Origin of the sequence: Paenibacillus lautus (genome assembly GCF_050482385.1) — a bacterium.
Taxonomy (GTDB): Bacteria; Bacillota; Bacilli; order Paenibacillales; family Paenibacillaceae; genus Paenibacillus_AQ; species Paenibacillus_AQ lautus_B.
On record NZ_JBCNHV010000013.1, the window covers coordinates 61315 to 87302 of the forward strand.

A 25988-nucleotide genomic window follows, 5' to 3' on the forward strand; every position below is an offset into this window, starting at 1 on the left:
TGATGATAGGGAATGGCAAACCAGAGATACGTAGAGACAAGACTGCCTAGAAACGGAAAAGAGGGTATATTATTTTTATTGATCATATCGATTATTTCAGTAAACACGATCGCGCCGATTATTATGGGATTGGAACGCGGCTTTAGTAAAGAAGTTTACATGGATGGTCTAAAAGTGATTCCTATTATGTGGGTCATCGTCGTGTTATGCGTAAAGCTAATTGCAGGCCCGATCGTTGGTAAGGTGATGCCCAAATTCGTGGGACAGACCGATGGATTTAATGCAAGAGTACTATTAAATATCGTACTAAATGTAACGGTATTATCTCTATTGCTCTCCATTATTGGCCCTATGGTTGGTACGAAACACATAAGTCTGGATCCGTTTAAAAATTTTCTCCATACTTGGCCTCGAAACTTTGGCGTAGCGTTCTGGATTGAAATGTTGATCGCACAGCCTATAGCAAGATACGCCATGAAAATTTTACATTCAAGACAGGCGAGTAAAGCAGCAGCGAGCGTACAGTCGTAATATTGAAGTGATATGCATAAAAATATAAAGATAACTGATTCAGCTAACGGAGAACAAAACGATAGAGCTGATCTACTGAAGCAAGGCCGTCGACAATGTCGACGGCCTTCTGTTTGCCCTGATTTATTTCTCATTGCGTTCTCGCAGCCCGGAGCAGGCACCGGTTGTTCAACCACGTACATGATCGTCCGGGCTTACCCGGCTTACTCCGGTGTTCCTTGCGTTACCCCATGAACATACGTCTTCCAAGGGGTGTCCAGCGCTCCTTGCCCCGGGTTATAGGTAAAGAAATACTCGACGGTATCCCCATGCTTCAGGTTGTTGACAGGGAAGGTATAGTTACCGTTCCCCGTCGGAGCCATGGCTACGTTTAACTGCCCGCCATTATTGATCTTATAATGTAAATCGGCAAAGGTCGCGCCATTGACATAGAACAGCAAGTCATCGCCGATTTTCTTCAGGCCCTTTACCTCATCGCCAATGACGATCACGGTGGAAGGTGCCGGCACAACGGTAATCGTAGCGCTGGCTGTTTTATTGCCGTCAGCGGTCTTCGCTGTGACGGTTGTTGTACCTTGAGCGAGTCCGGTCACGAGACCGTTCGGACTCACGGAAGCGATGCTGGAACCGGAAACGGACCAGGTGACCTGCTTATTCGTTGCATTGGACGGTGCCACGCTGGCGTTTAATTGAACACTCTGCCCGACTTCTACCTGTGCCGTGGTCGGATTCACCGTTACACCGGTAGCGGGCACGTTTCCTGGATTCTGGCCGCCGCCTTCCCCTTCTTTATACACACGCACATAGTCCACCTGCATCGTTGCAGGGATATCGGACGGATCCGGGGTCCGACCGCCATCAAAGGTCCCGCCGATCGCTAGATTCATAATGAGGTAGAACGGCTCATCGAAAGGAGCATTCGGATTGTTTGGCGCCGCTGCGGAATACCATTGATCCCGGGTCACTTTTAAGAAGAACTTGCCATCCACATACCATTTAATGTTGTCCTCTTCCCAGACTACGGAATAAACATGATAGTCATTGGCAAAGGTTTGCCCTTCAGGGAAATGATATTCACCGGAAAGATACCGGTTCGTCGGCCATTGTCCCCCAAAGTGTACAGCGCCGCTCGTCGAGCCTGGCAAGCGTCCTTTTGCTTCCATCACATCGATTTCACCGGAGGATGCCCATGTCCCATACACATTATCCTGCGGAAGCATCCAGAGTGCAGGCCAGATGCCGTTGCCTGTAGGCAGCTTGGCACGGAAGTCCACTCTACCGTACTTGAGGGAAAAATGATCCTTCGTGTTTATTTTGCCGGAGGAGTACTGTGCATACCGATTTGGATCCTGAGGGAAGGATTTAGGCTCGTTCAAGGCCTTGATATTAAGCTTTCCGTCCTGTACAAAAACATTTTGCGCACTATTGGTATAGTGCTGCAGCTCCGAGTTGCCCCAACCCCAAGTATTAGGATCATCATTGAGATAATACCCTGTTTCATAATTCCATTTGCTTTGATCGAGTGTAGTCCCGTTAAATTCATCCTGCCAGATGAGATTCATGCCTTCGATGGCCGAATCGTTTGGCGTTCCGATCGGAATATCCTCCTGATCGGTGACATCCGGCCGCGGAGCATCCGGGTTGCCAATCAACGTATAGTTGACGTAATTGCTGCCCACACTTCCACCTGCCTGCCCATTTAGCGGATAGCCGATACGGATTTGCATATCCTCCTGGATCGGCTGGAACCATAGGCCATAGATATGGTCGGCCCAATACCCCCACTGATTGGCAGCGGACATGTTATTGTAGCCGTTCGCCGAGTATACAAATCCGCTCTGGCTTGAATGGTCCAGATCCACCCATTGCCCGTTGATGTGAATCTGGTATACGAAATTGCCAAGCTCCGTGCCGATTGGAGCGCCCCCATCAATCTTAGGCAGCGGGATGCCGATAGCGCCGCTCGCATCAGCTGTAAAGGTCGTTCCTTCATAAGGCGTAAGGACATAAGAGTTTCTTACAGGCTCATTAAAGGTGATGGTATAAACGATGTTAGCCGAAGAGGTCTTTGATTCTAATTTGACGTTAATCGACTCCGTGACGTTAAACCAGTAGCCGCCGCCCCCATCGGTGAATTGACCGAAGTTCTGATCATAGATCCAGCCGCTGGCTGCATTGTTGTCGATATCGATCCATTGACTGCTGTTTACAGGCTTTACATACACCTTCAAATCATCCGCTACGGCCGCATAGGTTATGGCCGGGTCATTGTTGAATATCGGATAGGTAAAGCCCGCTCCGCCCGTAAAACCAGCCGTGATTTGCGGTCCTTGCGTCGGGGTCATCGCGGTGATGGTTGTTTTGTTGATGTTTTGAAAGACGAGTGAATATTCAAGCGTGACTCCATTGGCTTTGGAGTACAGCTGAATATCGGTTGTTGCGGAGAGCGTGAACCAATAGCCGGTAAAGCCGCCGTCGTTCCAGTGACCCCAGTTCTGGTTATAGACGAAGCTGCCGACACTGTCGATGTCGACCCAGCTGCCATTTACTTTCACCTTTACGCCCAGGTCCTGGGCAACATCATTCCAGGTGGCAGAGCCTCCGTTGAATATCGGCATGACAAAACCGTAGCTGGCCTGGCCAACCCCTGATTTTGTAATGACAGGTCCGTCTGCAGCTGAAAAGTAAGACATCGAGGTAATGGTGGTTCCAGCAGCCTGAACCTTCGAAGTCGGCAATAGGCCGATGCCAGCCAGCATCACGACCGCTAAGAACAAACTCAATACCTTTTGCCTAAACCGCCTTTCCGAAATTTGATATCGCTTCATAAATACCCTCCCTTAAAGAATTATGGATTCTCCCAGACTATGCGCGTAATGGAAAACGCTTACACCGAAGAACATCTTTATTCTATCGAATTTCATAATCAGAAGGATAGGTACCATTTTTTTGGTTGAGCCCCATAATTTCGGGTTTATATACTTACAGGTAAATCCTCCGCGCCTCCTCATTGAAGAATTCGATCACGTTCGGATACTTGGTTATATCGATTTGGTTCTGCCTCATCATCTTCTGAATAAAGATGGCATCGGTAAAGATGTTATTGATGATCGCTTCGCACCATACCGGATTGCCTTTAAAGTAATCGACCAGTTCATTAATTTCATCAAACTTAAAATAAAGGATATAACAAACGTAATTCTGAAGCAGCGTACGGAAACAATGCTGTCGATAGGGGTTCGAGCGACTGTCCGAGAGAAAGTCTCTAATTATACCGAATAACGTTGTTTTATTCTCGGCGTTCATATGAATCAAATCATCAACGTTATTGATCAGTTGTATTAGTGCGTCTAAACCCTCCTCGGAAGGCATGATTGGCTTGGGTGATTTACCCTCGATGGACCTTAACAGCTCCAGTGTGAGATCCTTGCAGGCATGAATTTCATGAGGAGCGATGAACAGTTGGTCTCTATGCTTGTCGAGATTCTCGCTATAGTAATCGTGATATACAGTAAAATAATGCTCCATACGGATATTGGTTTTCGTATGAATCAAATCTTGCCCATTGAATGAAAAGGCGTAGAGCGTCTCCTCATTAACGGGGTGAGCATACAGGTAGAAAAAGAAAAAGAAGTCCCTTAATTGCTGCCTCTGCTCCTCGTTCAACCCGGAGGCATCCGTCAACTGAGCCAACTGAAAAAAGCAGTAGTTCTTCATAAAATCATTCATGGCATGGAATGGATGGGTCCTTACGATGGACGTCGTCTTGTTGATCGTAAATAACAGGTAATAGAGCACGAGTTCATCATAGACGTCCAGATGGTTAAAAAAAGCCGAGAGCACAGGCTTCCAGTCCGGGCTCGCAACATAATGGGGATCTCGGGGGTGTAATTCGTACACCCACTCAACAAAGGCCCTATCTTTATGTTCGACAAAGAATAATTCAGCGCCATCTTCCTCAAGAAGTTCATATTTAAAGCCGTCCAATGGAATGGACGGTAATCCTCTATTGAATTTTAGATTCAGATATTCATGATACAGTAATTGAAGTTTCATCTTCATATCCTCGGTTTCATATATGATTTAGTTCCATATACATATTCAACATATAGAAGGGCATTCCTCTGCTCTTCGATTTCATAAATGCAGTGTGCTGACTTGTCCGTTCCATTCCATATCGTAGTTTAATATTTTCGTTCATGCGTTCGGTCAGGACGAACGGATGTGTTTCTCATTTTCAGCACCGCTGCCATGCCGAGCTAGGAAAACGTTGGTGCACCGTCCGGTTGTATGAACGGAGTTCAGGATTGGAGGGCTTCTTGAAAGGACGCGAATTATTTCTTTAAGCTTCATAAAGATGCAAATTTCAATTGCCGGGTTTACGGAAAGGGTGTACACTGGGTGCCGAAGTGAAGTGACCATTATAGAACAGGGTGTGTTTCATATTTTCAGACTGCGCCAATTCTATTTAAATCATCTGAAGCGAAAAATGTTCAACAAAATCGTCGTGCTGTACTCGACCGTCATGATCGTGCTGTTCGCGATTGCGGCAACCCTGGTTTATCAATACCAGACGCAGCGCATACTCCGTGAGCAGACCGATGCGAATCTCAAATCCGCGCATGTTCTGAATATTTATTTGAGTCGGCAGTATGAGGGGATACAGAATATATTTCAGCAGATATACGGAGATGCCACGCTGAGCGATGAGCTGATCTATTTTTTGAATAACGAATATGAGAGTTACCTGAAATACCGGCTGGATTTGTACACCAGGACGGGAGAGCAGCGTTTACGGTCTTTCAATACCTTGCTGAAAAATTATCTGGAGCAGGAATCAAGCGCCAGAAGTGTGTCGATCTACAGCTATCCGAACAATTTTTACATGCATATCAGCCGGACCAACCAGCAGTTGAATAATGAAGCGGGTTCCAAGAACAAGTGGGAGACCTGGTTCGCCCGCCGGGAGCAGCACAGCTGGGATACCATGCCTCAAAACGAGTCCTCGGGTTCATCCGGAGGTTCCAGTCCTAGATCGTATTCCTATTCGAGAGAGTTGAAGGATCCGTGGACCTTAAATCGGGTGGGGATGATGAATGTGGAGTTCGACGCCCGGCAGATTTCATCCTGGCTGGAGAGCCGCGCTTCGGTAAAAGGCCGGATTCTGGTGTTGAACGCGCAGGGAACCGTTATTTACGATTCTGAGGATGAGTACTACGGTCAAACCTATCCCTACCACCTGGAGCAGGAAAAAGCCGGGGACTGGGTGGAACTGGATGAACCCTCCAAGGTGAACATCTTGAATGTCGGCAATGCGGGCCTGTCGGTGGTGGGAATTGTGTCGCAATCCCTGATCCAAGAGAGCACGGAGAGTTTAAGAACGGGACTGATTCTGGTCACCCTTGTGTTTATGGCGGCCAGTTTTGCGATTACGTTTACGATCGTTCGCAAGTTTTCCAAAAAAGTGCAGCGGATTATTCGCTCGATGAACCGGATCGGCGAAGGCGATCTGTCGACGCGCATTCAGATGTCCGGCGAAGACGAGCTTCAGCAGATTTCCCGCCGGTTTAACGACATGGGCGACCGTTTGGAACAATATATCGATAAAATGTATACCTCGGAAATCAAGCAAAAAAACGCGGAGCTGGTTGCCCTGCAATCCCAGATCAACCCCCATTTTCTATACAATACGCTCGAATCCATTCGCATGAAGGCGTACTTTGTGGGGGCGAAGGAAGTGGGGCAAATGATATACAGCTTGTCGGTCATGTTCAAGAACATGGTGAAAAAAAGCACGGTGGTTACCGTTGAAGAAGAAATGGACATGTGTTCCGTTTATCTCGACTTGTTCCGCATTCGCTATGACGGGCGGCTGGAGACGGAAATCGAGGTGGATCCGGAAATCCAAAGCGTCAGCATTATCAAGCTGCTGGTCCAGCCGATCGTGGAAAACTATATTGTTCACGGATTTCGCCCTCTGGAAGACAACAATAAAATTTCAGTCCGTGCCCGCCGGGCAGGGGACCGGGTCGTGATCATCGTATCGGACAATGGAACGGGCATTCCGGAGGAAAAGCTGACCCAAATCCGCGGCATGCTGGACAAGGTTCTTCAGCCTCCCGACAAGGGATACCGTTCGATCGGGCTGATGAATGTGCATGAACGAATCGTGCTGAACTACGGACATGATTACGGAGTGACCATAAACAGCACGGAAGGACAGGGAACCGAGGTCCGCATGGAAATACCGATGCTTCGCAAGGGGGAGACGACATGAGGAAGGTATTTTTTGTTGATGACGAGCCTTTGATTGCTCAGGGCTTGGCCACCATTGTGGATTGGCAGAACTACGACCTGCATGTGTCAGGTTCGGCCAACGATGGGCTACAGGCGCTTGAGCGGTTAAGGGAGGAGCCTGTGGACCTGCTGATCACGGACATTATGATGCCCAGAATGAACGGGCTCGAGTTGATCAAGAAGGTAAAGGAAATGCATCCCCGGACCAAATTCATTGTGCTGAGCGGGTACGAAGAATTTGAATATGTGAAGGTGGGGATCACGCTCGGCATTCAGAATTACATTTTGAAGCCGATCAACATCGAAGAGCTGGAAGCGACCATCAAGCATATCCGTGGCGATTGGGAGCGCGAGGAATTGAAACGGTTTCGCTCCGAGGAGGATTGGAAGATTCTGCGCAGCAATATTTTGCAGCGATGGGTCAACGGGGAAATCAAAAGCTCGGAGCTCAAGCAAAGAGCCGAACTTCTCGGCATTCCGCTGAATTATGTGTCTTACCAGGTTTATGTTTTGCGGCTTATATCCGACGAACGCCCGGTATCCCAGCTTTATCGCTTAACCAGCCTAGCCGATGAATATTGCCGGGCCTTTTCGGAAGAGCTTGGGGGAAATCATGAGGTAATTTGCTTCCCCGATGCGGATGACGACATCGTTGTGATGTCGATCACGATGAATGAGCGGAGGGAAGCCGCGCGGGAGGGCATGAGAAATGCTATGGTCAAGCTGCGGGAGCTGACCGGCTTGCGCATGTGGTGCTCCGAAGGAAGCGCGGGATTCAATGATTTCAAAGATATTCAGGAGAGCTACAGGAAGGCGAAGGGCCATTTCAACGCCTGCCTGATTGCCGGAGATGACATGAACCTGTACAGTCCGCCTACGGAACCGGAGACCGTTCAGGCTTCTTCGCCGTCCGCTCGTCCCGATACCTTTGCAAAGCTGCTGATCGAGGGAGACGTTCCCTCCTTGCAGGCTTATATCGAGACCGTTCTCGGCGATGGCAGTGGGGAGCAGACGGTACCCCGGGGAACTTGCTTGAATGCGGCAGTCCAACTGATGATCGCGGCGAAGGATATGGAGAAAAACCCCGATTACAGCGAGATATTTACCCCAATGCACCGGATTAATACGCTCCAGGGGCTCCGAAATCACGTATGGCGTATCGTCGAACGCAGCCTCGCGCGCCTGCAAGAAGCGGATCAGGGCTATAGCCTGCATGTCTCGTTCCTTGTGGAGCAGGTGCAGCACCATTATCCGGAAGAGCTTTCCCTGAAGACGCTGAGCCAGCGGCTGCAGATGCATCCGAATTATTTGGGGCAGCTCTTTCAGCAGGAGGTCGGGGCAAGCTTCTCGGACTATTTGAACCAGTACCGTATCGAGAAAGCCACGCAGCTCCTCCTACATACGGATCAAAAGACGGCGGATATTGCGTTCAGCGTAGGTTATACGGACAGCTCCTACTTTTACAGGCAGTTCAAAAAATATACGGGCGTATCTCCAACCGAGATGAGGTCCATGTATCGGATCTAAATGAACAGTAAACCATTAGCGACAGGCTCAGGGCGGATGACCCTCAGCCTGTTCTTTGTTGTTTTATAGAGGTTGTTCAAAAAGTCATCTTTTGATCACGAAGGGAATCAAGAAGTAACTCGGCATCGAATCTTGAATTCAGCCGGGCCTTCTGGTGCTCACGTACCCAAAACGTACGCTCCGCTCCTCAGTCCCTAGCTTCATCCAACCTTCTCGGTGCTGAAAACCCGACTTTTTGAACACGCACTTATAAGGGATTCTTTAATTTATCCATCCCGTTCTAGTATTTTTCAACTTGAGCACGATAGCGCTTACTTGGCACAATGGTAGTAGTTAAAGGCGAGTGATAGAATAGCCGCATCGACAAAGATCATGGGGGATCTTCTACAACAGTCGCAGCACTTGTATTTAACAGGGAAGAGGAGGAGTGCTCATGTCGGGGTTCATCAAAAAGGTCATACGCAACCGGTTTATGCTGCTGATGATACTGCCCGGAACCATCTGGTTTCTTATCTTTGCTTACTTGCCCATGTTCGGCACCGTTCTCGCGTTTAAGGACTTCCGTATAAGCCCGGACGGATTTTTCGCCAGCGTGTTCAACAGCGAATGGGTAGGGTTCAAAAACTTCGAGTATCTGTTTACAACCAATGATGCCTATATCATTACGAGGAATACAATCCTGTACAACCTGGCTTTTATCATCCTGGGTCTGGTCTTTGCAGTGGGCTTTGCGATCATGCTAAGCGAACTTGTCAATAAACGTACGGCCAAGGTTTATCAGACCGGCATGTTTTTGCCGCATTTTTTGTCGTGGGTTATTATCAGTTATTTTGCGTTCACCTTCCTGAGTGTGGACAAAGGGACGCTGAATCAAATCATTACCTATTTCGGAGGAGATCCGATCAGTTGGTATTCGGAAGCGAAGTATTGGCCCTACATTCTCGTATTTGTCGGTATCTGGAAAGGCGTGGGCTACAACAGCGTGATTTACCTGGCCGCTATTACAGGGATCGACAAGTCTTATTATGAAGCGGCTGTCATCGACGGAGCCACCAAGTGGAAGCAGGTGCGATACATAACGATTCCGCTGTTGAAACCGCTGATGATCATACTGACCATATTGGCAATCGGGGGCATCTTCCGTTCCGATTTCGGATTGTTCTATCAGCTTCCGAAGGATTCGGGCGCCTTGTATCCGGTCACGAATGTTATCGATACCTTCGTTTACCGTGGACTCATCAATATGGGGGATATCGGAATGAGTACGGCGGCGGGCTTGTACCAATCGCTTGTAGGATTGATTCTGATTCTGGTCGCTAACTATATCGTTCGTAAAATTGAAAAAGATCATGCGATCTTCTAATCCGAGGGAGGTGTACCGTTCATGACGCAGCTATCCACGCAAACCGCGAATCCGCCGGCAAAGCGTTCAAAGAAGAGAGACTACAACGCCATCTCCCCATTGTGGAATACGATTTTTAATATCGTGATCGGCATCTTCTCGTTTTCCTGTATCTTTCCGTTTCTATTTGTTATTATTATTTCCTTGACGGATGAACAGACCCTGGTCTTGGAAGGCTTCAGGCTGCTGCCGAGTCAGTTCAGTACGGCAGCGTATGAATATATTTTCGAAACGGGAGGCGAATTGCTGTCCTCATTCAGCTTAACGCTCCTGGTCACGGTACTGGGGACGCTGGTGAGTCTGGCGTTGGTTACGACCTATGCCTATGCATTGTCCCGTCGAAACTTTGAATTTAGAGGTTTTTTCAGCTTCCTTGCATTCTTTACCATGCTGTTCTCAGGTGGTATGGTACCTGGTTATATCGTGATGACCCAGTTTCTGCATCTGCAAAACACAATCTGGGCGTTGATATTTCCTTTATCCTTGAGCGCGTTCTCCATCATTGTCATGAGGACCTTCTTCCAAACGACAATTCCGGATGAAATTATTGAGTCCGCCAAAATCGATGGCGCCGGCGAGGTTCTGACCTTTATCAGAATCGTGCTGCCGGTCTCGCTGCCCGGGATTGCAACGATTGGTTTGTTCAGCTCTTTGGGCTACTGGAATGACTGGTTTAACGCCTTGCTGTATTATAACAATCCGCAGGCGACGCCGCCGCTGCAGTTCATGCTCATGAAGATTGAGAAGAACATGGACTTTCTGACGCAGAATGCGCAAAATATCGGTTCATTCGATGCAGCAGCTGGCCTGCCGACAGAGACGGTAAGGATGGCGATGGTCGTATTGGCGACACTGCCGATTGTTATGGCGTATCCGTTCTTCCAGCGATATTTTGTCCAGGGCCTGACGGTAGGCTCGGTCAAAGGCTAATCTCATAAGGTTGTACCCGCATCGCACACTGCCGGAGAAATCCGGCTTTGATGTCTCAGGTGTGTAAGCGGTGTCAATATAGCATTAACCATTAAGTGATACAGGGGGAAAAACACATGTTTAAGAAAAAGGCTTCTATACTGTCCCTTGCTCTTGTGCTTCTGCTGACGGTCGTATTGTCGGCTTGCGGCAGTAAGGAAGGCGCTAAGTCTGGCGAACCTTCGAAGGAAGGGGCAGCCGTTCAAAGCGACGGCACGGTCGATGTTTCCAAGCTGGATCCGGTCAAACTGAAAATGTACATGATCGGGCCTAACCAGAAGGATCTTCCCGTGGTTCAAGAGGAAATCAATAAATATTTGACGGAAAAAATCAATGCAACGCTCGAGATCAGTATGATCGACTGGGGCGATTACAGCCAGCGGATGCAGGTTATTACAAGCTCCGGCGAGAATTACGACATCGCCTTCACTAGCTCATGGGCGTTCGATTATCTTCCCAATGCAGCGAAGGGCGCATTCAAGCCGCTGAATGACCTGCTTGATCAATATGGAAAAGGCATTAAGGAAACGCTGGATCCTCGTTTCTTGGAAGGAACGAAGGTCAACGGCGTGAACTATGGCATCCCGGCCAACAAGGAATTGGCACAGCAGTTTGTATGGCGTTTCAACAAGAAGTATCTGGATAAGTACAACCTGGACATTTCCAACGTGACAACGCTTGAGGATTTGGAACCGCTTCTGAAAACGATTAAAGAGAACGAGCCTGCGGATATTACGCCGCTTGCCGTGCCGAAAGGCTTTAAGCCGTACTTGCCGGTGGACTTCCCTCTTGGCGATGAAATTCCGATTGGTATGTACCTTGACACCAAAGACTTTAAATTTGAGAATTTGCTGGATTCACCTGAACTGAAATCGGCGCTGACCACGATGCGCAAATACTATAAAGCGGGTTATGTACGCGAGGATGTAGCGACGCTGGATGGCATTGATAACATCAAAACCGGCAAATGGCTCGTGGACCGCGAGATTACCCAGCCATACGCAGAACTCGGCTGGTCCAGAAACGCGAAATATGACATTGTGACGAGACCGATGCATGACCCTGTCATTTACACCAGCTCCGCAGCTGGCTCCATGATGGCAATTTCTTCTTACTCCAAAAATCCGGAGCGGGCGATGATGTTCTTGAACCTGCTGAACACCGATGTGAAACTCCGGAATATGATTCAATACGGTTTAGAAGGAACGCACTACAAGAAGCTTGAAGAGCCGTACATCGAGGATATGCCTGCCATGCAGGAAAGCTATGCCATGCCTGGATTTGCGCTCGGCAATATGTTCCTGACGTACCTTCATGAAGGTGAGCCTAAGGACAAGTGGGAAGCATTCGAGAAATTTAACAGCTCCGCTGTAGTAGCTCCTACGTTCGGCTTTAACTTTGATACGGCTCCTGTAAAAACGGAAGTTGCGGCTATCACGAACGTAGCGAAGGAATTTATTCCTGCACTGTATACCGGCTCCATCGATCCTGAAGAATACTTGCCAAAAGCAAAACAAAAATTCCAGGATGCCGGAATTGACAAAGTTATCGCTGAAGCTCAAAAGCAGTTTGATGAGTGGAAAGCTCAAAACAAGTAATCCATAAAAAGTGTATGAGGGGTAGAAACGGCTGATCTTCACGGCCGTTTCTCTCTGTCATATCTAGTCATTATAAATATAGGAGGTTGTTCCAATGAAACGAATCAAACCGGATTATTTAACGAAAGCCCAGTGGAAACGCAGAATGACAGTATGGATGAGCACGGCGGTGTTGGCCGCGTCCTTGACGGGTTTTGCTGGAGAAGCCGAAGCCGCACAGCCTCACTCGTCGTATTGGTATCCGAACACGCTGCTGGAATGGTCGCCGTCCACGGATAAGGATGCGCTTTTTAATCGGGGAACGGTGAAGCTCGAGGATCAGCGAATCCAGGGCAATAAGGTAAACCGCAATGCCAAGGAGGAAGTGAAGGTTTTATCGATTGCTTCCATGTATCCAAGCACAAGCGGAGCTCCTTCCCAAGGCTCGGAGAAGTTCCATACCTATACTTTCAGCAATTGGCAGTATATCGACAAGCTGGTGATGTGGGGCGGCTCGGCAGGCGAAGGATTGATCGTTCCGCCAAGCGCGGATGTGATCGATGCGGCTCACAAGAATGGCGTACCTGTTTTTGGAACCGTTTTCTTGCCGCAAACCGAGCATGGAGGCAAGATCCAATGGCTGCATGATCTGTTAAAGCAGCGGGAGGACGGATCCTTCCCGGTTGCTGACAAACTGATTGAGGTTGCAACGTATTACGGATTTGACGGCTGGTTCATCAATCAGGAAACTCAGGGCGGAACGCCTGAGGATGCCGCCAAGATGGCTGAGTTTTTAACGTATCTTCAGCAGAAAAAAGCGCCAGGCATGGAAGTGATCTGGTACGATTCCATGATCAAGGAAGGACCAGTGAAGTGGCAGGGGGCTTTAACGGATAAGAACGAGATGTTCTTCCAGGCGGGAAATCAGCGGGTTTCCGACCATATGTTTATTGATTTCCGCTGGCAGTACAAGGATGAGAAGAACGGCAAATACGATTACATCACGCCGTTCTTAAATTCCCCGGCTAAAGCGGCGGAGCTTGGTCGCAGCCCGTATGATCTATATGCTGGCATCGATGTGGAGGCGAACGGCTACGAGGGCAAATTCAATTGGCCGGTTGTGTTCCCGGAAGGCAAGAAAGCGACAACCTCCCTCGGCATTTACCGTCCTGATTGGGCGTTTAACAGCTCCGAAACCCATGAGGAGTATATGAAAAAGGAGCAGATTTTCTGGGCGGGACCTGGAATGAATCCAGCCCATACCTCGCAGCCTGAAGGGACCGATCCGCTTGCCTGGAGAGGGATAGCGAATGATGTGGTTGCCAAAACCGTACTCACGGATTCCGAATTTGTGACCCATTTTAATACCGGGAACGGCCATTTGTTTGCGGTGGACGGCAAAGTGATGCGAAGCAGCGACTGGAGCAACCGGAGCCTGCAGGATATTTTGCCGACCTGGCGCTGGATCACGGAACTAAGCGGCAAAGGTGAAGCCCTCAAGCCTGGATTTGATTTCACCAAATCCTACTATGGAGGCAGCTCGCTTCAGGTGGCGGGTGCCGTAAGCAAAGACTCCTCTACCCATGTCAAGCTGTATAAGGCAAATATCCCGGTAGAAGCGACGACGGAAGTATCGCTTGTCTATGCAGACAATGCGAAGGACGCCAAGGTAAAGATCGGTTTGGCATTCTCCGATGCGCCGGATAAGTATGAATTTTTCGAGCCTGGCAAGTGGACCGCCACGGGCGCGGATCAGGATTGGAAGCAGGGAAGCATCAAGCTGAACAAGTATAAAGACCGCACGATCGTGGGAATCTCGCTTCAATTCGAATCTGCCGCAGACATAGCGGATTATCGGGCCAATATCGGCAAACTGGCCGTTGCGCAGGTGAATGATAAGGCGAAGAAACCGCACCAGGTGACCGATCTTCAGGTGATCGAGAACGACTTCCGGGACGGAATATATGGTGATGCGCGGTTGTCTTGGAAGGCACCGAAACAGGCTGAGGACGTGATGTACTACCAGGTGTACCGGGTTCATCCGGACGGCAAGTACGAGTTGATGGGCATGACGGGGAATACCGTGTATTACGTGCCGGAAATGAAGCGGCTGCTGAAAGAGCAGGCAACCAAGATGGTCGTGATTCCAGTGAACCGTCATTATGAACAAGGAAAAGCATCGTCGATAAGCTTTGACTGGCCGGAATATCCGAAGCCGGTTGCAGCCTTCAAAGCGGATAAAACGCTGATCGCACCAGGAGAAACGGTGCAATTCACGGATATTTCCTCGGAAGTAACGGAGTCCTGGAGCTGGAGCTTCCCAGGTGGACAGCCAGCGTCCAGCACGGAGCAGAATCCTAAAGTGACATATCCGGAGGAAGGAACGTACGAAGTGACGCTAACTGCTAAAAATAGCGTTGGCGAGGACTTGGTTCGGAAGAAGCTCATCACGGTTACACGGGAAGCGGAGAATGGCGTTGGCAACCTTGCCCTTGGCAAGAAAACGTCAGCATCCAGCTTCGTGAATGAGAAGGAAGCACCTCAATTTGCGGTGGATGGTAATACGGCTACCAAATGGTGTGCTGTCGGAGACGGGCCTCATTCGATGACGGTGGACTTGGGAGCCGAGCATAAGATCAGCGAATTCGTGATCAAGCATGCGGAAGCCGGAGGCGAGCCAGCCGCATTCAATACGCGGGCATTCTCCATTCAGGTAAGCTCGGACGGCAAGGAGTGGAAGGATGCGGTATCGGTCAAAGACAATACGAAAGCGGTCAGCAGCCATGCCATCGAACTGACTTCCGCACAGTATGTGCGTCTTCAAGTAGAGAAGGCGACACAAGGCGGGGATACGGCAGCGCGAATTTATGATTTTGAGGTACTGGGCTTGAAATAATTCGGATTACGAGAAAGAGCGTTTCCCTTGAGTGGGGGAACGCTCTTTTTTGGTTGTCTATACAGTTTGGCTCCTTTCATAGAATCGCCGTTAAGGCCCTAGGCCAGCGTGTATAGATTTTGTATAGATAGGGTTGTTAACCTGATGTAGGACACGATTTGGATGTTGCGCAATTGACGCGGGCCGTAAGAGCACTGATTGCAAGGCTGCTGAGATTGACCATCTTGGTCGATATATAATGTAGCAACGCAAACAACCATTGATGGCATTGAAGTCGTCAATGGTTGTTCTTTCATATCTATTTGGAACCGTAAATGATGGAGCAGTGCCTATATTAGAATGGATTAGGAGAGGAATACTTCTTGGCAAACGACTCACCAAAATACCAAATGAAAAAGAGTCATATGATCTTGTTAATTGGGTTATTGTTAGTCATTCTATCGAGCTTGCGCATGGTGTGGATGGAATTGTTACCTCATCAAAAGCAGGTGTCCATTCCGAATGGGCAATTGGATTTACGTCATTGGAATGCAGAAGATGGCGGCGTTCTCTTACTTGATGGGGAATGGGAGTTTTATCCCTCACAATGGTTGCTGGATGGTGGTCGTCGGCAGCGTGTGTCAGCCGAGATCGAGCCAAAGCTGATTTCGGTTCCGGGAGGATGGAATGAAGCTTTGCATAGCGAAGAGCCAACCCCATATGGTTATGCATCCTATCGCCTGCGCATTAAAGTAAATCCGAAACAGAACGTTAATTATAGTATTCGTGTACCCAGCGTACGCACTTCATCCGAATTATATGTAAATGGCCGACTGCTTGCTAAATCCGGGCAGGTGGCGAAAATAAAGGAAGAATATACGGCAAAGAACCTGCCTTATTCTACAAGTTTTACAGCAGACGACAACGGTGTCATCGATTTAGTAATTCAGTCGGCAAATTATGTGGACAGTCGAGGCGGCGGCATTGCTAGGTCCATTAAATTCGGTTCAGAAGAAGCCATTGCAAAGGAAATGAAATTCTCCGTTTCCATGCAGACGCTGGGAGCCATTATATTTCTTATGCATTCTGTTTATGCACTTATTTTGTTTTTACTAGGAAATAAAGAGAAGAGGCTGCTTTATTTTTCTTTGTTGACACTATGCGTAACTCTTTCCAGTCTATTTAGTAGCGATGAGAAGCTGTTTCATCAATTGTTTTACGTCGGCAGTGATTGGGACTTTCGACTATCCAATGCCGCGTTCATGATCGGATGCTATGCGTTGCTAGAATGTACGAATCATCGTGAACTCCCTTATTGGCGCAGGATGTATCCTATTTATACCATAATGAATCTGGGAACTGCCGCAGTTACGTTGTTTTTAGCTCCCCATCAGGTGATCATGCTCTTCCCGGTTTATTTCCTATTGGGATGCATCGCAGCCGTAATCACGATCATAGCCATCTTAAAAAAAGTAATCCAGGATATAAAAAGCCATCTGTTCCTTCTCTTTTCTATGCTTGCGCTGGTTCACCATTTTCTTTGGTCTTTATTCTGGCGGGAGAGCGGTTTGAGCGTTGTCCATTATCCGTTTGACTTGATTATTTCGATGGGGTGCTTGGCCTCTGTATGGTTTAAGGGTTATTTCAACATGCATGCTAACACCAAGGAGATTGCCGCAACCTTGCAAAGAGTGAATGACCATAAAGATCAATTTTTGGCGAACACGTCTCATGAATTTAAAAATCCGCTGCATAGCATCCTTAACATGTCACAGTCCGTTCTGAACAGAGAAGGGCATTTGTTACAGGATCGAAGTGTCAAGGAGCTCGAAACGGTACTATCTGTAGGACGTCGGCTAACACTTATATTAAATGATTTGATTGATGTGATGAGTCTGCGGGAAGGCAATCCACGTTTACAGAAAAAAGTCATATCGATTCAGCCGATCATAACGGGAGTCATTGATATGCTGCAATTTAACGCAGAGGTGAAGGCCGTCAACATCGTAAATCAGATTCCTGAGGATTTTCCACCTGTCATTGCAGATGAGAACCGGGTGATTCAAATCGTTTTCAATTTGCTTCATAATGCCGTGAAGTATACGAATGAAGGTGTCATTTCGATTCAGGCTTTGGCAGAGGATGGAAGAGCATTTATTGTTATTGCTGATACCGGGATCGGCATGGATGAGGACATGCTGAAGCGCTTATTCCTTCCGTACGAGCAAGCCAGCGCGAGCGAGACCATGATTGAAGGCGGCTTTGGGTTGGGCTTAAGTATAAGCAAGCAGCTCATTGAACTTCATCGTGGTACGTTAGAGGTGTCCTCTGTTTTAGGAGAAGGCTCGAAGTTTACATTTTCGTTAAAGCTGGCTAGTTTGGACGCGGAGGAAGAGGATGGGGGTTCTAACTCATTAGAACAATTAACATTACAACCAGCGTCGACTCAGGAAACAGCCTCAATTGTTCTGGAAACAAAGGACATCCCGCCAGTGGTAAAACAAACAACCTTTGTTGCAATGAATCGTGATCGTCCGCTCTTATTAATTGTGGATGATGATCCGGTCAACCTTCAAGTACTTGAGGCTATACTACCGCCTGACGAATATGATGTAACGATGGCAACGAGCGGTAAAGAAGCATTGGCTATGCTGGACACGAAGGAATGGGATCTGGTCATCTCCGATATTATGATGCCGCAGATGTCAGGTTATGAGCTGACACGAAGGATTCGTGAGCGGTATACACTTACCGAACTCCCTGTGCTGCTCCTTACCGCAAGAAGCCAGCCGAAGGATATTCAAAGCGGTTTTTTAGCAGGAGCAAACGATTATGTGACAAAGCCGGTGGAAGCATTAGAAATCAGATCGCGGATTAAGGCGCTAACAACGATTAAACAAACGGTTCGGGAACAATTGCGATTAGAGGCTGCATGGCTGCAAGCGCAAATCCAGCCTCATTTCTTATTCAATGCATTAAGTGCCGTAACAGCGTTAAGTGACATTAATTTGGATAAGATGCGTCATTTGCTTGATGAGTTTAGCAATTTTTTGAGGTATAAATTCAGGTTCCAAGATACGGATGGACTTGTTTCGATCAAAGAGGAGTTAAGTCTAGTGCGCTCGTATTTATACATCGAAAAGGTCCGATTTGATGAGCGGCTGCAGGTCGTATGGGAGGTAGATGACTGCGAAGAGTTAAAAGTCCCTTTCCTCTCGATCCAGCCTTTAGTAGAAAATGCGATAAGACATGGCATTATGAAGCGCACTCGCGGAGGGGAAATACATATTCGAATTTCTGTCCATGACACGCTGACAGAGATAACGGTTCAAGACAATGGGATCGGAATGGACGAAGTTCAATTGCAACGGATATTGGAAAGAAAAGCAGAACGCAACTCAGGAGTCGGCCTGATCAATACAGATCAGCGCTTAAAGCGGCACTTCGGAACAGGACTTCATATCAAAAGCACGTTGGGTAAAGGGACCAAGGTAACTTTTTATGTGCGCAGCGAAACGAAGTAAATGTCATTTTATAGATGGCAAGTGAAACCGCCGGATTGATATGACATCCCGAGATCGGACCGATGACATAGGCCATCGCCACAATAGACAGCCCGAATGCCAAGGCGATTCCTAAATGGCCGAGCTCTCCCCCCGCCGTAGCGGCACTGCCGCAGCCGAACAGAACAAGCACCATAAACGAGGCAAATAGACAAAACTGAACAGAGAGCTTCGCATGTCAGATTATCGAACAAAAAATGACCCGCAAGAGATCACTTTTTCCAAAGTGCCACTTGCGGGTCATTGATTCATACTTATTGATTTAATCGATTAAATTCGTAACTTGCAGTAGACGCTGTATCAAGGCTACCGTTTCAGCCCGCGTCATCGTGGATTTCGGAGTTAAGCCCTTATCTCCGCTTCCTTGGACAATATCTGTTGACAGCAAGGTTGCTACGGAAGGTCGTGCCCATCTTGCTACTTGGGATGCATCTTCATAGCCTGCGAGCAGTCTGCTAATTTCTGTTTCGCTAATTGCATGGCCTGGCTTGATCAATTGATAACCTCGAGCGATCATCGCCATTCCTTCTTCTCTTGTAATCGTCTGGTTACCACGGAACGCGCTATCGTTATAACCGAGTACGATGCCGAATTCACTGGCAATCGAGATCGCATTTCGGTACCAGGCAGTTGCCGTAACGTCGTCAAATGTTGTTTTTGGCTCTTCCTGACGCATCAGTCCAAGACCCAATACCACAATCTCCGCAAATTCAGCCCGGGTCACATTTCGATTCGGAGCGAACGTATTGCCGCCATTCCCTTTCAGGTCAAGGCGAGCAGAGATATTGTTCACTTCCGTTTGCGCCCAGTGAGATCTCACATCATCGAAATCCTGCGGATTCCAGATAACCGAGTACGAACCACTGCTGCGTAAATCATGAATCTGCGCGTAGTATCGATCCCCGATCTTCGTAACTACGGTTGGCAGATGATATACCGAGCCATCGGGATTGACCACAACGCCTGTTGTAATACGGTTCGGGTCGATACCTTCCGGCAGAGCGATATATTTTGGAGCGTACCCGTTCAAATTCCCGGATTTTACGGTTTTACCATTTTGGCTAAAAGTCATTTCCAGGTCGACCGGATCAACCAGCAGCTGGTAGCCTGCCGACGTTGCTTTGTTCTTGGCATTGTTTCTCAAAGTCTCCGAGGAGCGCTTAATGTCGATATGAACTGCGATATCGTTGAGCGCAGCATTTCCCAGCTGCCCGGACACCGCATTCAAGTCCAATTGCTTACTAGGCACCGGGTAGATAGCTAACGGATTCCCGATGTCAAGGCTTGCTCCCTTATCAGCTAACAAACGAATGTCCGCAGCCGTTAAACCATCAACCTGCATATCTCCATCATTCGGAGATTGAATGGACAGCTTCTGACCTGTTCCATTCGATAATATGTCTCCGAGCTTATCTCTGTTCACCTGTACGGAAGTTTGTTTGTTACCTTCAGAAGTGGTTGTTTTCCCTGTGGCAAACCCACCGTTGTTACCGTTCACGGACGTATTCACGCCAGGGTCCGTAGGGGATGGTGTAGTCGCAGGCGGCGTAGAAGGAGGTGTAGAAGGTGTTGTACTGCCTCCGCTGTTGCCTCCATTATTATTATTGTTGTTATCATTGGACCCTCGGGTGATGGTCAGCGTATATTCCGTCACATTTCCTTGGGAATCCGTTACCTTCACAACAATCGTATTGGTGCCGAATGCTAACGGCAATTCATCACTTGCAGAGCCGTTAGGAATTCCTTGCCATGCTCCGCCATTAAGCGAGATTTCGATTGTGGCGTTCGGGTCATAAGTCGCCAGCGTTACGGTTGTATTGTATACATCATGGGTCACGGAAGCACGATAATCGGTTACTGCCCCGTTAAAAGCCGGAGAGATCGCAATCGGTGTTCCATCCCCACGTTTTAGTTCGAGACCCGAAAGCTGTGATTCGTCTGTTGCGTCTACCGTAACGTTCTTGGTGTCCGTGGACACTTTGCCGTTTTTCTCTGCCGTTACATTGACTGTGTATTTACCGTCTTGTAAGTCTTCGGACGGTGTGAAGCTCCAGTTTCCATTGCTGTCTACGTCCACTTCGCGGGTCTCAATTACTTTACCGCTATCATCTGTCAATTCAACGATGACCTTTGCATCTTTGTCAGCTACACCTTTGAACTCCGGTTTGACCACGTTGACTTTCTCACCGCTTGGTTCAGTGATTTGTACATTCGGTTTTGTGGTATCTACCGTTACATTTTTCTTTTCCGTGCTTGTCTTGCCGTCCTTTTCAGCAATCACTTCAACCACATAGTCGCCATCAGGCAGCTCTTGGTCAGGTGCAAAGCTCCATGTACCATCCGGATTCACTTTGACTTGAGGAGTACCGATAAGCTTGCCGTCTTTATCATAAATAGCTGCGGTGACGGATGCACCTTTAGCGGCTTCACCCTCAAACTCAGGCTTGGCCACATATACCGTATCGCCGCTCGGCTCCGTGATTGTAACCCGGGGCTTCAACTGCTCTTGCGCATCTTTCAGCGCTTTCAGGGCTGCGTCTACCTCGTCTTGGATTTTATTTTGATTTTGAAGGACCGTATTGGCAGCTTCCAATGCTTTTTCAAATTCAAGCCATTCTTTCTCAGCATAGTCCTCTTTGTTTAATTGGTCGGCTACCGCTTTTGTTTTTGTAAGCTCGGTAACGTTCACAAAAGAAAGAGTCTTCTCGGCACTGATTACAACATTGTTGTCGTCTGGCATACCGCCGTACTCAACAATGTATCCTGTTACTGAAGCGTTGATTGGAGAGTAATCGTTCCATTTCCCAGCTTGAGCTCCAGGTCCAAAAATGTGGGCAACAAATTCTGTTCCACCGTAGTCATTTGGCTCTCCAGCATCCCAGTTGTTATACAAAAGGTTTTTTCCGCTGCCTGTATAACCTTGATAGAATTTTGTGCCTTGTCCGCCGTTCTCCAAGCCTTCCGGCCCCGTTACCCAGCGCCAGTCACCATTCTTTTTAGGTGTGCTTGCATCCCGCTCAATATCTTTTGCACCAAGCCAACCGATACCTAAGGTCTTTTCCTGAACAAAGATATTTTCTTCATTACTTGTAATCGTAACGAGGTACCCTTTACGCCCAAAATATTCGCTGCTCTCGGCCTCGTTCTTTGCATCATTCCAGGTAATGGAGTTACCTGCCCCTTTATCAACATATTTATAAAAATGGCCCTCAGTTCCATAAGGAAGGGCATCACCAAGCGTAAACTTGATGATTCTGTCGGACGTTACAATAGAGGTTGTTGAGAATCTGACATTGGATAAGGCCTCCGTGTACCCTTCAAAAGAAGCCGTACCCGTTAACGTCAAGATCCCATTATCAGAATTATAGTCTCCTTTTATTCCTCCCGTTTCTTCGAAAACTAATTGATCTCCGGCTTGAACATTCTCAATAACCACCGTAGCTGCTTCCAAAGTATAGGTTGAGTCGTAGACCGTAATTGCCGGATCTATAACTACTTCCAGGGGTTTCGTTGTATTTTCAACATAATTGTAGCTGGTGATTTCACTCGATGTGGTGATTAAGGCCTTCTGCGGTTCAGCAGCACTTACTACATTCGGAGCTAGTCCTGCCGGTAAACCGCCAATGACCAGGACACTGCTCAGGAATAACGCTGCCTGTTTTTTCTTGAAAAGCTTGATCAATTTTCCCATCCTTTCTTTTCTGATCTCTAACCTATTCAAGGAATTAATAGTCTTTACTCGGTCGTTATTTTCCTCTATATGGTAGGGTTGAATTTGATCGAATTGTATCACGCAAATCTCTACAAGAACTCTACATGGGCTGTTGAATCTTGCATGAATTGCTCATATTAATGAAAATCCGGACGAATGATGGGAGGGGAAGGTGGTTGTTGAAAGCTAAACCCAAAAAGAAACACCCTCCGTTATACGAAGAGCGTTTTTCTTTCAATCTATTCTCCTTGGAAAACCGGGTTCGGATACTTCACTTCCGGATAGTCCTCAGTGGGACCGGCCAGAAGCTTACTCTCGATTCCGCGTAAATGCTGGTTGAAAAACTCTAAAAGATAGCGATTGACGATTTCTGCGCCCCTTGTTCCATTCATGCTTCCGGTCATGCCAGTCAGTCCAATAAGCGGAGAGTACAGCTGGAGATCAGTGAAGTTATAATGTCCGGCTCCTTCAATGTAAATGGTCCGTCCATACCCTTGTTGCGATAAACAGTCCATCAGCTTCAGTTCCAGTTCCCGATTCTCCAAAATGGTGTCGAATTGTTCTCGTGTTAAGCGGAGCTCCTTGAGCTCAGCATCCGTGGCCGGGGTTTTGCGGTACTTCGCCTGCTGCTCATTCACATTCATAAAATCTTCGGATTCCATGAACATAAACGGTTTCTTCATGTCGCCCCGGTTCTTCGTTATGAACAACGTGCCATCCATATTCACACCGGTCTTGATTCGCGGGTTGGAATAAACGGCTTCAAAAGCTGCTGCTCCACCGAAGGAATGACCCAACATGCCGATGTTGTCCATATCCAGCATTCCTTCGAATTTGCTGGCGATGGCGCCTGAATGCAGCTTCTCCAACTGATCCATGACGAAGGTGATATCCCCGTTCCACACATGTAAAATGGCGCGGCTGTCCTCAAATAATCGCTCTTGAGACTGCTCTGTAAGGAAACCGGTCACGCGCCCGTCCGGAAATGCGGTCATAACGGTACTGTAAGTATGATCGACGGCGAATACGATATAGCCGTGGCTGGCAAGATGTTCAGCCTGCGACGTATGCAAAATTCTGCCGACCCCCATGCCGTGTGATAGCAGCACCACCGGATACGGATTGTCCGCCGGATGTAAATTGGCATTGACAGATGAATTGGCCCGGCTGTATTTCCAGTAGTCGAGGGCAGGAGCAGGAAGGCCTAGATATCCAGAATAAGCTTGCATATAGGCATGGAAGAGCCCTCTGTCCTTAGGGAACACCGCATTTTTCTCGGCGTTTTGGCCAGATTCCGCAGCGGGGTACCATGCTTGAACGATAAGCTCCCGTTTGTCGCCTTTCTGCTCGGTAAACGTTTCTTCCCGGTCGGCATCGATAAAATGGAACGTTTCCGTTCCCACATTGAACTCGCCTGAAGGCTTCGGTAAATGAAAGACCGGGAGCAGCACCGATAAGGCAACTGATACGCCCAGCAAAACAACGGATAGGGCCAATATCGTGTAACGCAGTGGTTTCCCGACTTTTCTGTGTCTGAATAAGACGAAGGCGAGGAGCAAAGCGGCGACGATATAGGCCGGAATCATCTGCCACCTATACCCTTCAAACAACAGTTGCGCGCCCAGCAGTGAACCGCAAGCCATGCCGGCTATAGCACCAACCTTCCGGTTGATTGTGTTACGGAAAAATAAGACCATCAGCACCAAAACGCAGAATGCCACCAACAACATTTCCAATACTCGCATACGTTCTCTCCCTTGTTGCTCCATTTTCTTTTATCGTAGCGGACCAAGGTTAAAACGAACGGCAGTTCCGTTTAAAAATGGTTTAAATATGGGATAGTCGTTCGAGTAGTGGATGCGCGTTTCATGCTTATTTAAGAGAAATCGCTTAATCCAACAGCTGCCCCCCAAGTCGTGTTCACTTGGGGGCAGCTGTTGGACGCAGCCCAAACCTAATATAGACTCGGGTGAAGCAAATCTATGGAACAGAGGGGGGGATTACCGTTAGGGGATATATTACTTTTGGCTTATTGTGTTGAAGGTGTATGGCCTTCAACTGGATTTTAAAGATAAGAAACAGTAAGATATCATTGTGAAAATATAGATGTTTAAACAAACTCTTGTTGGCTATTTACTTATCCGGCAGTCATCGATTGATATATTAATGCAGGCTGGGAGGAGAGAACATGCGAAGAATAGTAGGTATGCTCTTGCTGCTTGCCGGTATGGGGATCGTGACCTTCGCTGTCATTCAATATGTCGAACATCAGGCAAACTTGAAGGAAGCTATGGCGGAAGCAAACGAGCTGATTCGTAAGTCAGAACCAATAGATGCTTCAAACGAACAGCGTGCGGATCCTGTATCCTATCGTGATCACGTGATCGACAAATCCAAGTTCGATCCGAAACTGAACGATGTGATCGGAATGCTTCAAATCCCAAAGCTGGAATCGGAACTTCCGATCATCGAAGGCACGGATGAAGAGATGCTCGAGAGAGGCGTCGGGCATTACAGCGGTACCGCTTTTCCAATGGATAACGAGCAGATCCTGTTGTCTGGGCATCGGGACACCGTTTTTCGGGACTTCGATAAGCTTTCGGTAGGGGATCGTTTTATCGTAAAACTGCCTTATGGCTCATTTGAATATGAGATTCAAAGCACGGATATCGTAGATAAAGACGATACATCGGTTATTCGTTCTATGGGAACCGAGGTGCTGGTCATTTCGACCTGCTATCCGTTTCGCTTTGTGGGAAATGCGCCAGAGCGTTATATTTTTTACGCATACCCGGTCGGTGATCATGGATAGATTGAGACACAGACTGATCACATCCCTTATAGGTGGGTGTACTCTTTCTCTACTATACAAAAGCAACGCAGCTCATGAGGCTGCGTTGTTTTTCTCTAAAGAATGTATACTTTACGCTTTTCGGGCTTTTCGCTGAGCATGCATAGCGCTACTCACCGGTACCTTCGGCTTCAAGCAGAAGCAGCAGCTCTGCAATAGCAGGAGCAAGCTTATCGTTACCGTTCATCATCGCGGTGAAAAGAGGAATCGCCTCCCTCAGCAGCACATAACTGAAGTGATAATAGCTGATAAAGACCTCGGACTCATAGCCAGGCGGCCTCTCCTCCTCCCATCGCGATTCATCCTCTTCCTCGTTCTCCGGCCATAAGTACTTTTCGTCTAGCAGCTTGTCCATCGTCTTCATCGCATGCTGCGAATCCATATACTCCACGGTTATAGCAGAGGCTACGGCCATATACAGCTCAACTTCTCCCAAGGAGACCCGCTCTGGTGTCCGCTTGGCAAGTTCTCGCAGGAGTATAAGCAGGGCCCACGGCGTTGTCTGCCACAGGGTCCCTTGGTGCTCGATCAGGTTGGCCAATTCCTCATACTGCCCGGTTTCCATGAGCCGCGGAATGTCCGTTCCTCTTCCATAGGCGGTCGTCAACCGCTGCCATGGAATGCTGGTTGTCGTTTGGGCCAAAGCGTTCATTTCGATCTCCTCCTTCAAGTCATAAACAAGGG

14 protein-coding genes and 1 pseudogene are annotated in these 25988 nt (G+C 48.0%); 9 read left to right on the top strand and 6 right to left on the bottom strand.

Annotated features, from left to right (window positions below; all coding sequences use genetic code 11):
* The first annotated feature begins 12 nt into the window (after positions 1 to 12).
* A complete protein-coding gene (locus ABEW73_RS16905) occupies positions 13 to 531 on the top strand; it encodes a hypothetical protein (protein WP_430166408.1) in 519 nt (172 codons plus the stop codon).
* A gap of 203 nt (positions 532 to 734) precedes the next feature.
* Here ABEW73_RS16905 and ABEW73_RS16910 read toward each other — a convergent pair whose 3' ends face one another.
* On the bottom strand, positions 735 to 3359 hold the full coding sequence (locus ABEW73_RS16910; RefSeq protein WP_430166409.1) for a family 16 glycosylhydrolase: 2625 nt from the start codon (positions 3357 to 3359) through the stop codon (positions 735 to 737).
* Positions 3360 to 3513: 154 nt separating this feature from the next.
* Positions 3514 to 4587, bottom strand: a complete 1074-nt coding sequence (locus ABEW73_RS16915) for a hypothetical protein (RefSeq protein WP_430166411.1) — start codon at positions 4585 to 4587, stop codon at positions 3514 to 3516.
* Between the two features lie 358 nt (positions 4588 to 4945).
* On the opposite strand from ABEW73_RS16915, the gene ABEW73_RS16920 reads away from it, so the two are divergent.
* From ABEW73_RS16920 to ABEW73_RS16950, 7 genes are all read left to right on the top strand, one after another.
* Positions 4946 to 6808 carry a sensor histidine kinase gene (locus tag ABEW73_RS16920; protein WP_430166413.1) on the top strand — a complete coding sequence of 621 codons (1863 nt, stop codon included), beginning with the start codon at positions 4946 to 4948 and terminating at the stop codon, positions 6806 to 6808.
* Complete coding sequence (locus tag ABEW73_RS16925; RefSeq protein ID WP_430166415.1) at positions 6805 to 8355, top strand: response regulator; 1551 nt, start codon at positions 6805 to 6807, stop codon at positions 8353 to 8355. Before ABEW73_RS16920 ends, ABEW73_RS16925 begins: the two co-directional genes overlap by 4 nt.
* Positions 8356 to 8788: 433 nt before the next feature.
* Positions 8789 to 9718 (top strand): ABC transporter permease, encoded by a 930-nt coding sequence (locus tag ABEW73_RS16930; protein ID WP_215158247.1) that lies wholly within the window; start codon positions 8789 to 8791, stop codon positions 9716 to 9718.
* Between the two features lie 21 nt (positions 9719 to 9739).
* The gene (locus ABEW73_RS16935; protein WP_430166417.1) at positions 9740 to 10687 is read left to right on the top strand and encodes a carbohydrate ABC transporter permease; all 948 of its coding nucleotides are present in this window, start codon (positions 9740 to 9742) and stop codon (positions 10685 to 10687) included.
* Between the two features lie 116 nt (positions 10688 to 10803).
* On the top strand, positions 10804 to 12324 hold the full coding sequence (locus ABEW73_RS16940; RefSeq protein ID WP_430166419.1) for an ABC transporter substrate-binding protein: 1521 nt from the start codon (positions 10804 to 10806) through the stop codon (positions 12322 to 12324).
* Between the two features lie 94 nt (positions 12325 to 12418).
* Complete coding sequence (locus ABEW73_RS16945; protein WP_430166421.1) at positions 12419 to 15199, top strand: endo-beta-N-acetylglucosaminidase; 2781 nt, start codon at positions 12419 to 12421, stop codon at positions 15197 to 15199.
* 389 nt (positions 15200 to 15588) lie between these two features.
* The gene (locus ABEW73_RS16950; protein ID WP_430166894.1) at positions 15589 to 18702 is read left to right on the top strand and encodes an ATP-binding protein; all 3114 of its coding nucleotides are present in this window, start codon (positions 15589 to 15591) and stop codon (positions 18700 to 18702) included.
* 10 nt (positions 18703 to 18712) lie between these two features.
* On the opposite strand, the pseudogene ABEW73_RS16955 reads toward ABEW73_RS16950, so the two are convergent.
* The 3 genes and pseudogenes from ABEW73_RS16955 to ABEW73_RS16965 all read right to left on the bottom strand — a co-directional run.
* A pseudogene (locus ABEW73_RS16955) lies at positions 18713 to 18877 on the bottom strand (aquaporin); the annotation flags it as partial.
* A gap of 126 nt (positions 18878 to 19003) precedes the next feature.
* On the bottom strand, positions 19004 to 22423 hold the full coding sequence (locus tag ABEW73_RS16960; RefSeq protein ID WP_430166423.1) for an S-layer homology domain-containing protein: 3420 nt from the start codon (positions 22421 to 22423) through the stop codon (positions 19004 to 19006).
* 269 nt (positions 22424 to 22692) lie between these two features.
* Entirely contained in the window at positions 22693 to 24198 is a 1506-nt protein-coding gene (locus ABEW73_RS16965; RefSeq protein ID WP_430166425.1) for an alpha/beta hydrolase family protein, read from the bottom strand.
* A gap of 443 nt (positions 24199 to 24641) precedes the next feature.
* Between ABEW73_RS16965 and ABEW73_RS16970 the strand changes: the two genes are divergently transcribed.
* Positions 24642 to 25265, top strand: a complete 624-nt coding sequence (locus tag ABEW73_RS16970; protein ID WP_430166427.1) for a class D sortase — start codon at positions 24642 to 24644, stop codon at positions 25263 to 25265.
* Between the two features lie 148 nt (positions 25266 to 25413).
* Here ABEW73_RS16970 and ABEW73_RS16975 read toward each other — a convergent pair whose 3' ends face one another.
* Entirely contained in the window at positions 25414 to 25956 is a 543-nt protein-coding gene (locus tag ABEW73_RS16975; protein WP_430166429.1) for a hypothetical protein, read from the bottom strand.
* Between the last annotated feature and the right edge of the window lie 32 nt (positions 25957 to 25988).

Bases quoted from the DNA above. Each gene is read 5' to 3' on its own strand.
- ABEW73_RS16905 (WP_430166408.1), top strand. From the start codon at position 13: ATGGCAAACCAGAGATACGTAGAGACAAGACTGCCTAGAAACGGAAAA.
- ABEW73_RS16910 (WP_430166409.1), bottom strand. From the start codon at position 3,359: ATGAAGCGATATCAAATTTCGGAAAGGCGGTTTAGGCAAAAGGTATTG.
- ABEW73_RS16915 (WP_430166411.1), bottom strand. From the start codon at position 4,587: ATGAAACTTCAATTACTGTATCATGAATATCTGAATCTAAAATTCAAT.
- ABEW73_RS16925 (WP_430166415.1), top strand. From the start codon at position 6,805: ATGAGGAAGGTATTTTTTGTTGATGACGAGCCTTTGATTGCTCAGGGC.
- ABEW73_RS16930 (WP_215158247.1), top strand. From the start codon at position 8,789: ATGTCGGGGTTCATCAAAAAGGTCATACGCAACCGGTTTATGCTGCTG.
- ABEW73_RS16935 (WP_430166417.1), top strand. From the start codon at position 9,740: ATGACGCAGCTATCCACGCAAACCGCGAATCCGCCGGCAAAGCGTTCA.
- ABEW73_RS16940 (WP_430166419.1), top strand. From the start codon at position 10,804: ATGTTTAAGAAAAAGGCTTCTATACTGTCCCTTGCTCTTGTGCTTCTG.
- ABEW73_RS16945 (WP_430166421.1), top strand. From the start codon at position 12,419: ATGAAACGAATCAAACCGGATTATTTAACGAAAGCCCAGTGGAAACGC.
- ABEW73_RS16950 (WP_430166894.1), top strand. From the start codon at position 15,589: ATGAAAAAGAGTCATATGATCTTGTTAATTGGGTTATTGTTAGTCATT.
- ABEW73_RS16965 (WP_430166425.1), bottom strand. From the start codon at position 24,198: ATGCGAGTATTGGAAATGTTGTTGGTGGCATTCTGCGTTTTGGTGCTG.
- ABEW73_RS16970 (WP_430166427.1), top strand. From the start codon at position 24,642: ATGCGAAGAATAGTAGGTATGCTCTTGCTGCTTGCCGGTATGGGGATC.
- ABEW73_RS16975 (WP_430166429.1), bottom strand. From the start codon at position 25,956: ATGAACGCTTTGGCCCAAACGACAACCAGCATTCCATGGCAGCGGTTG.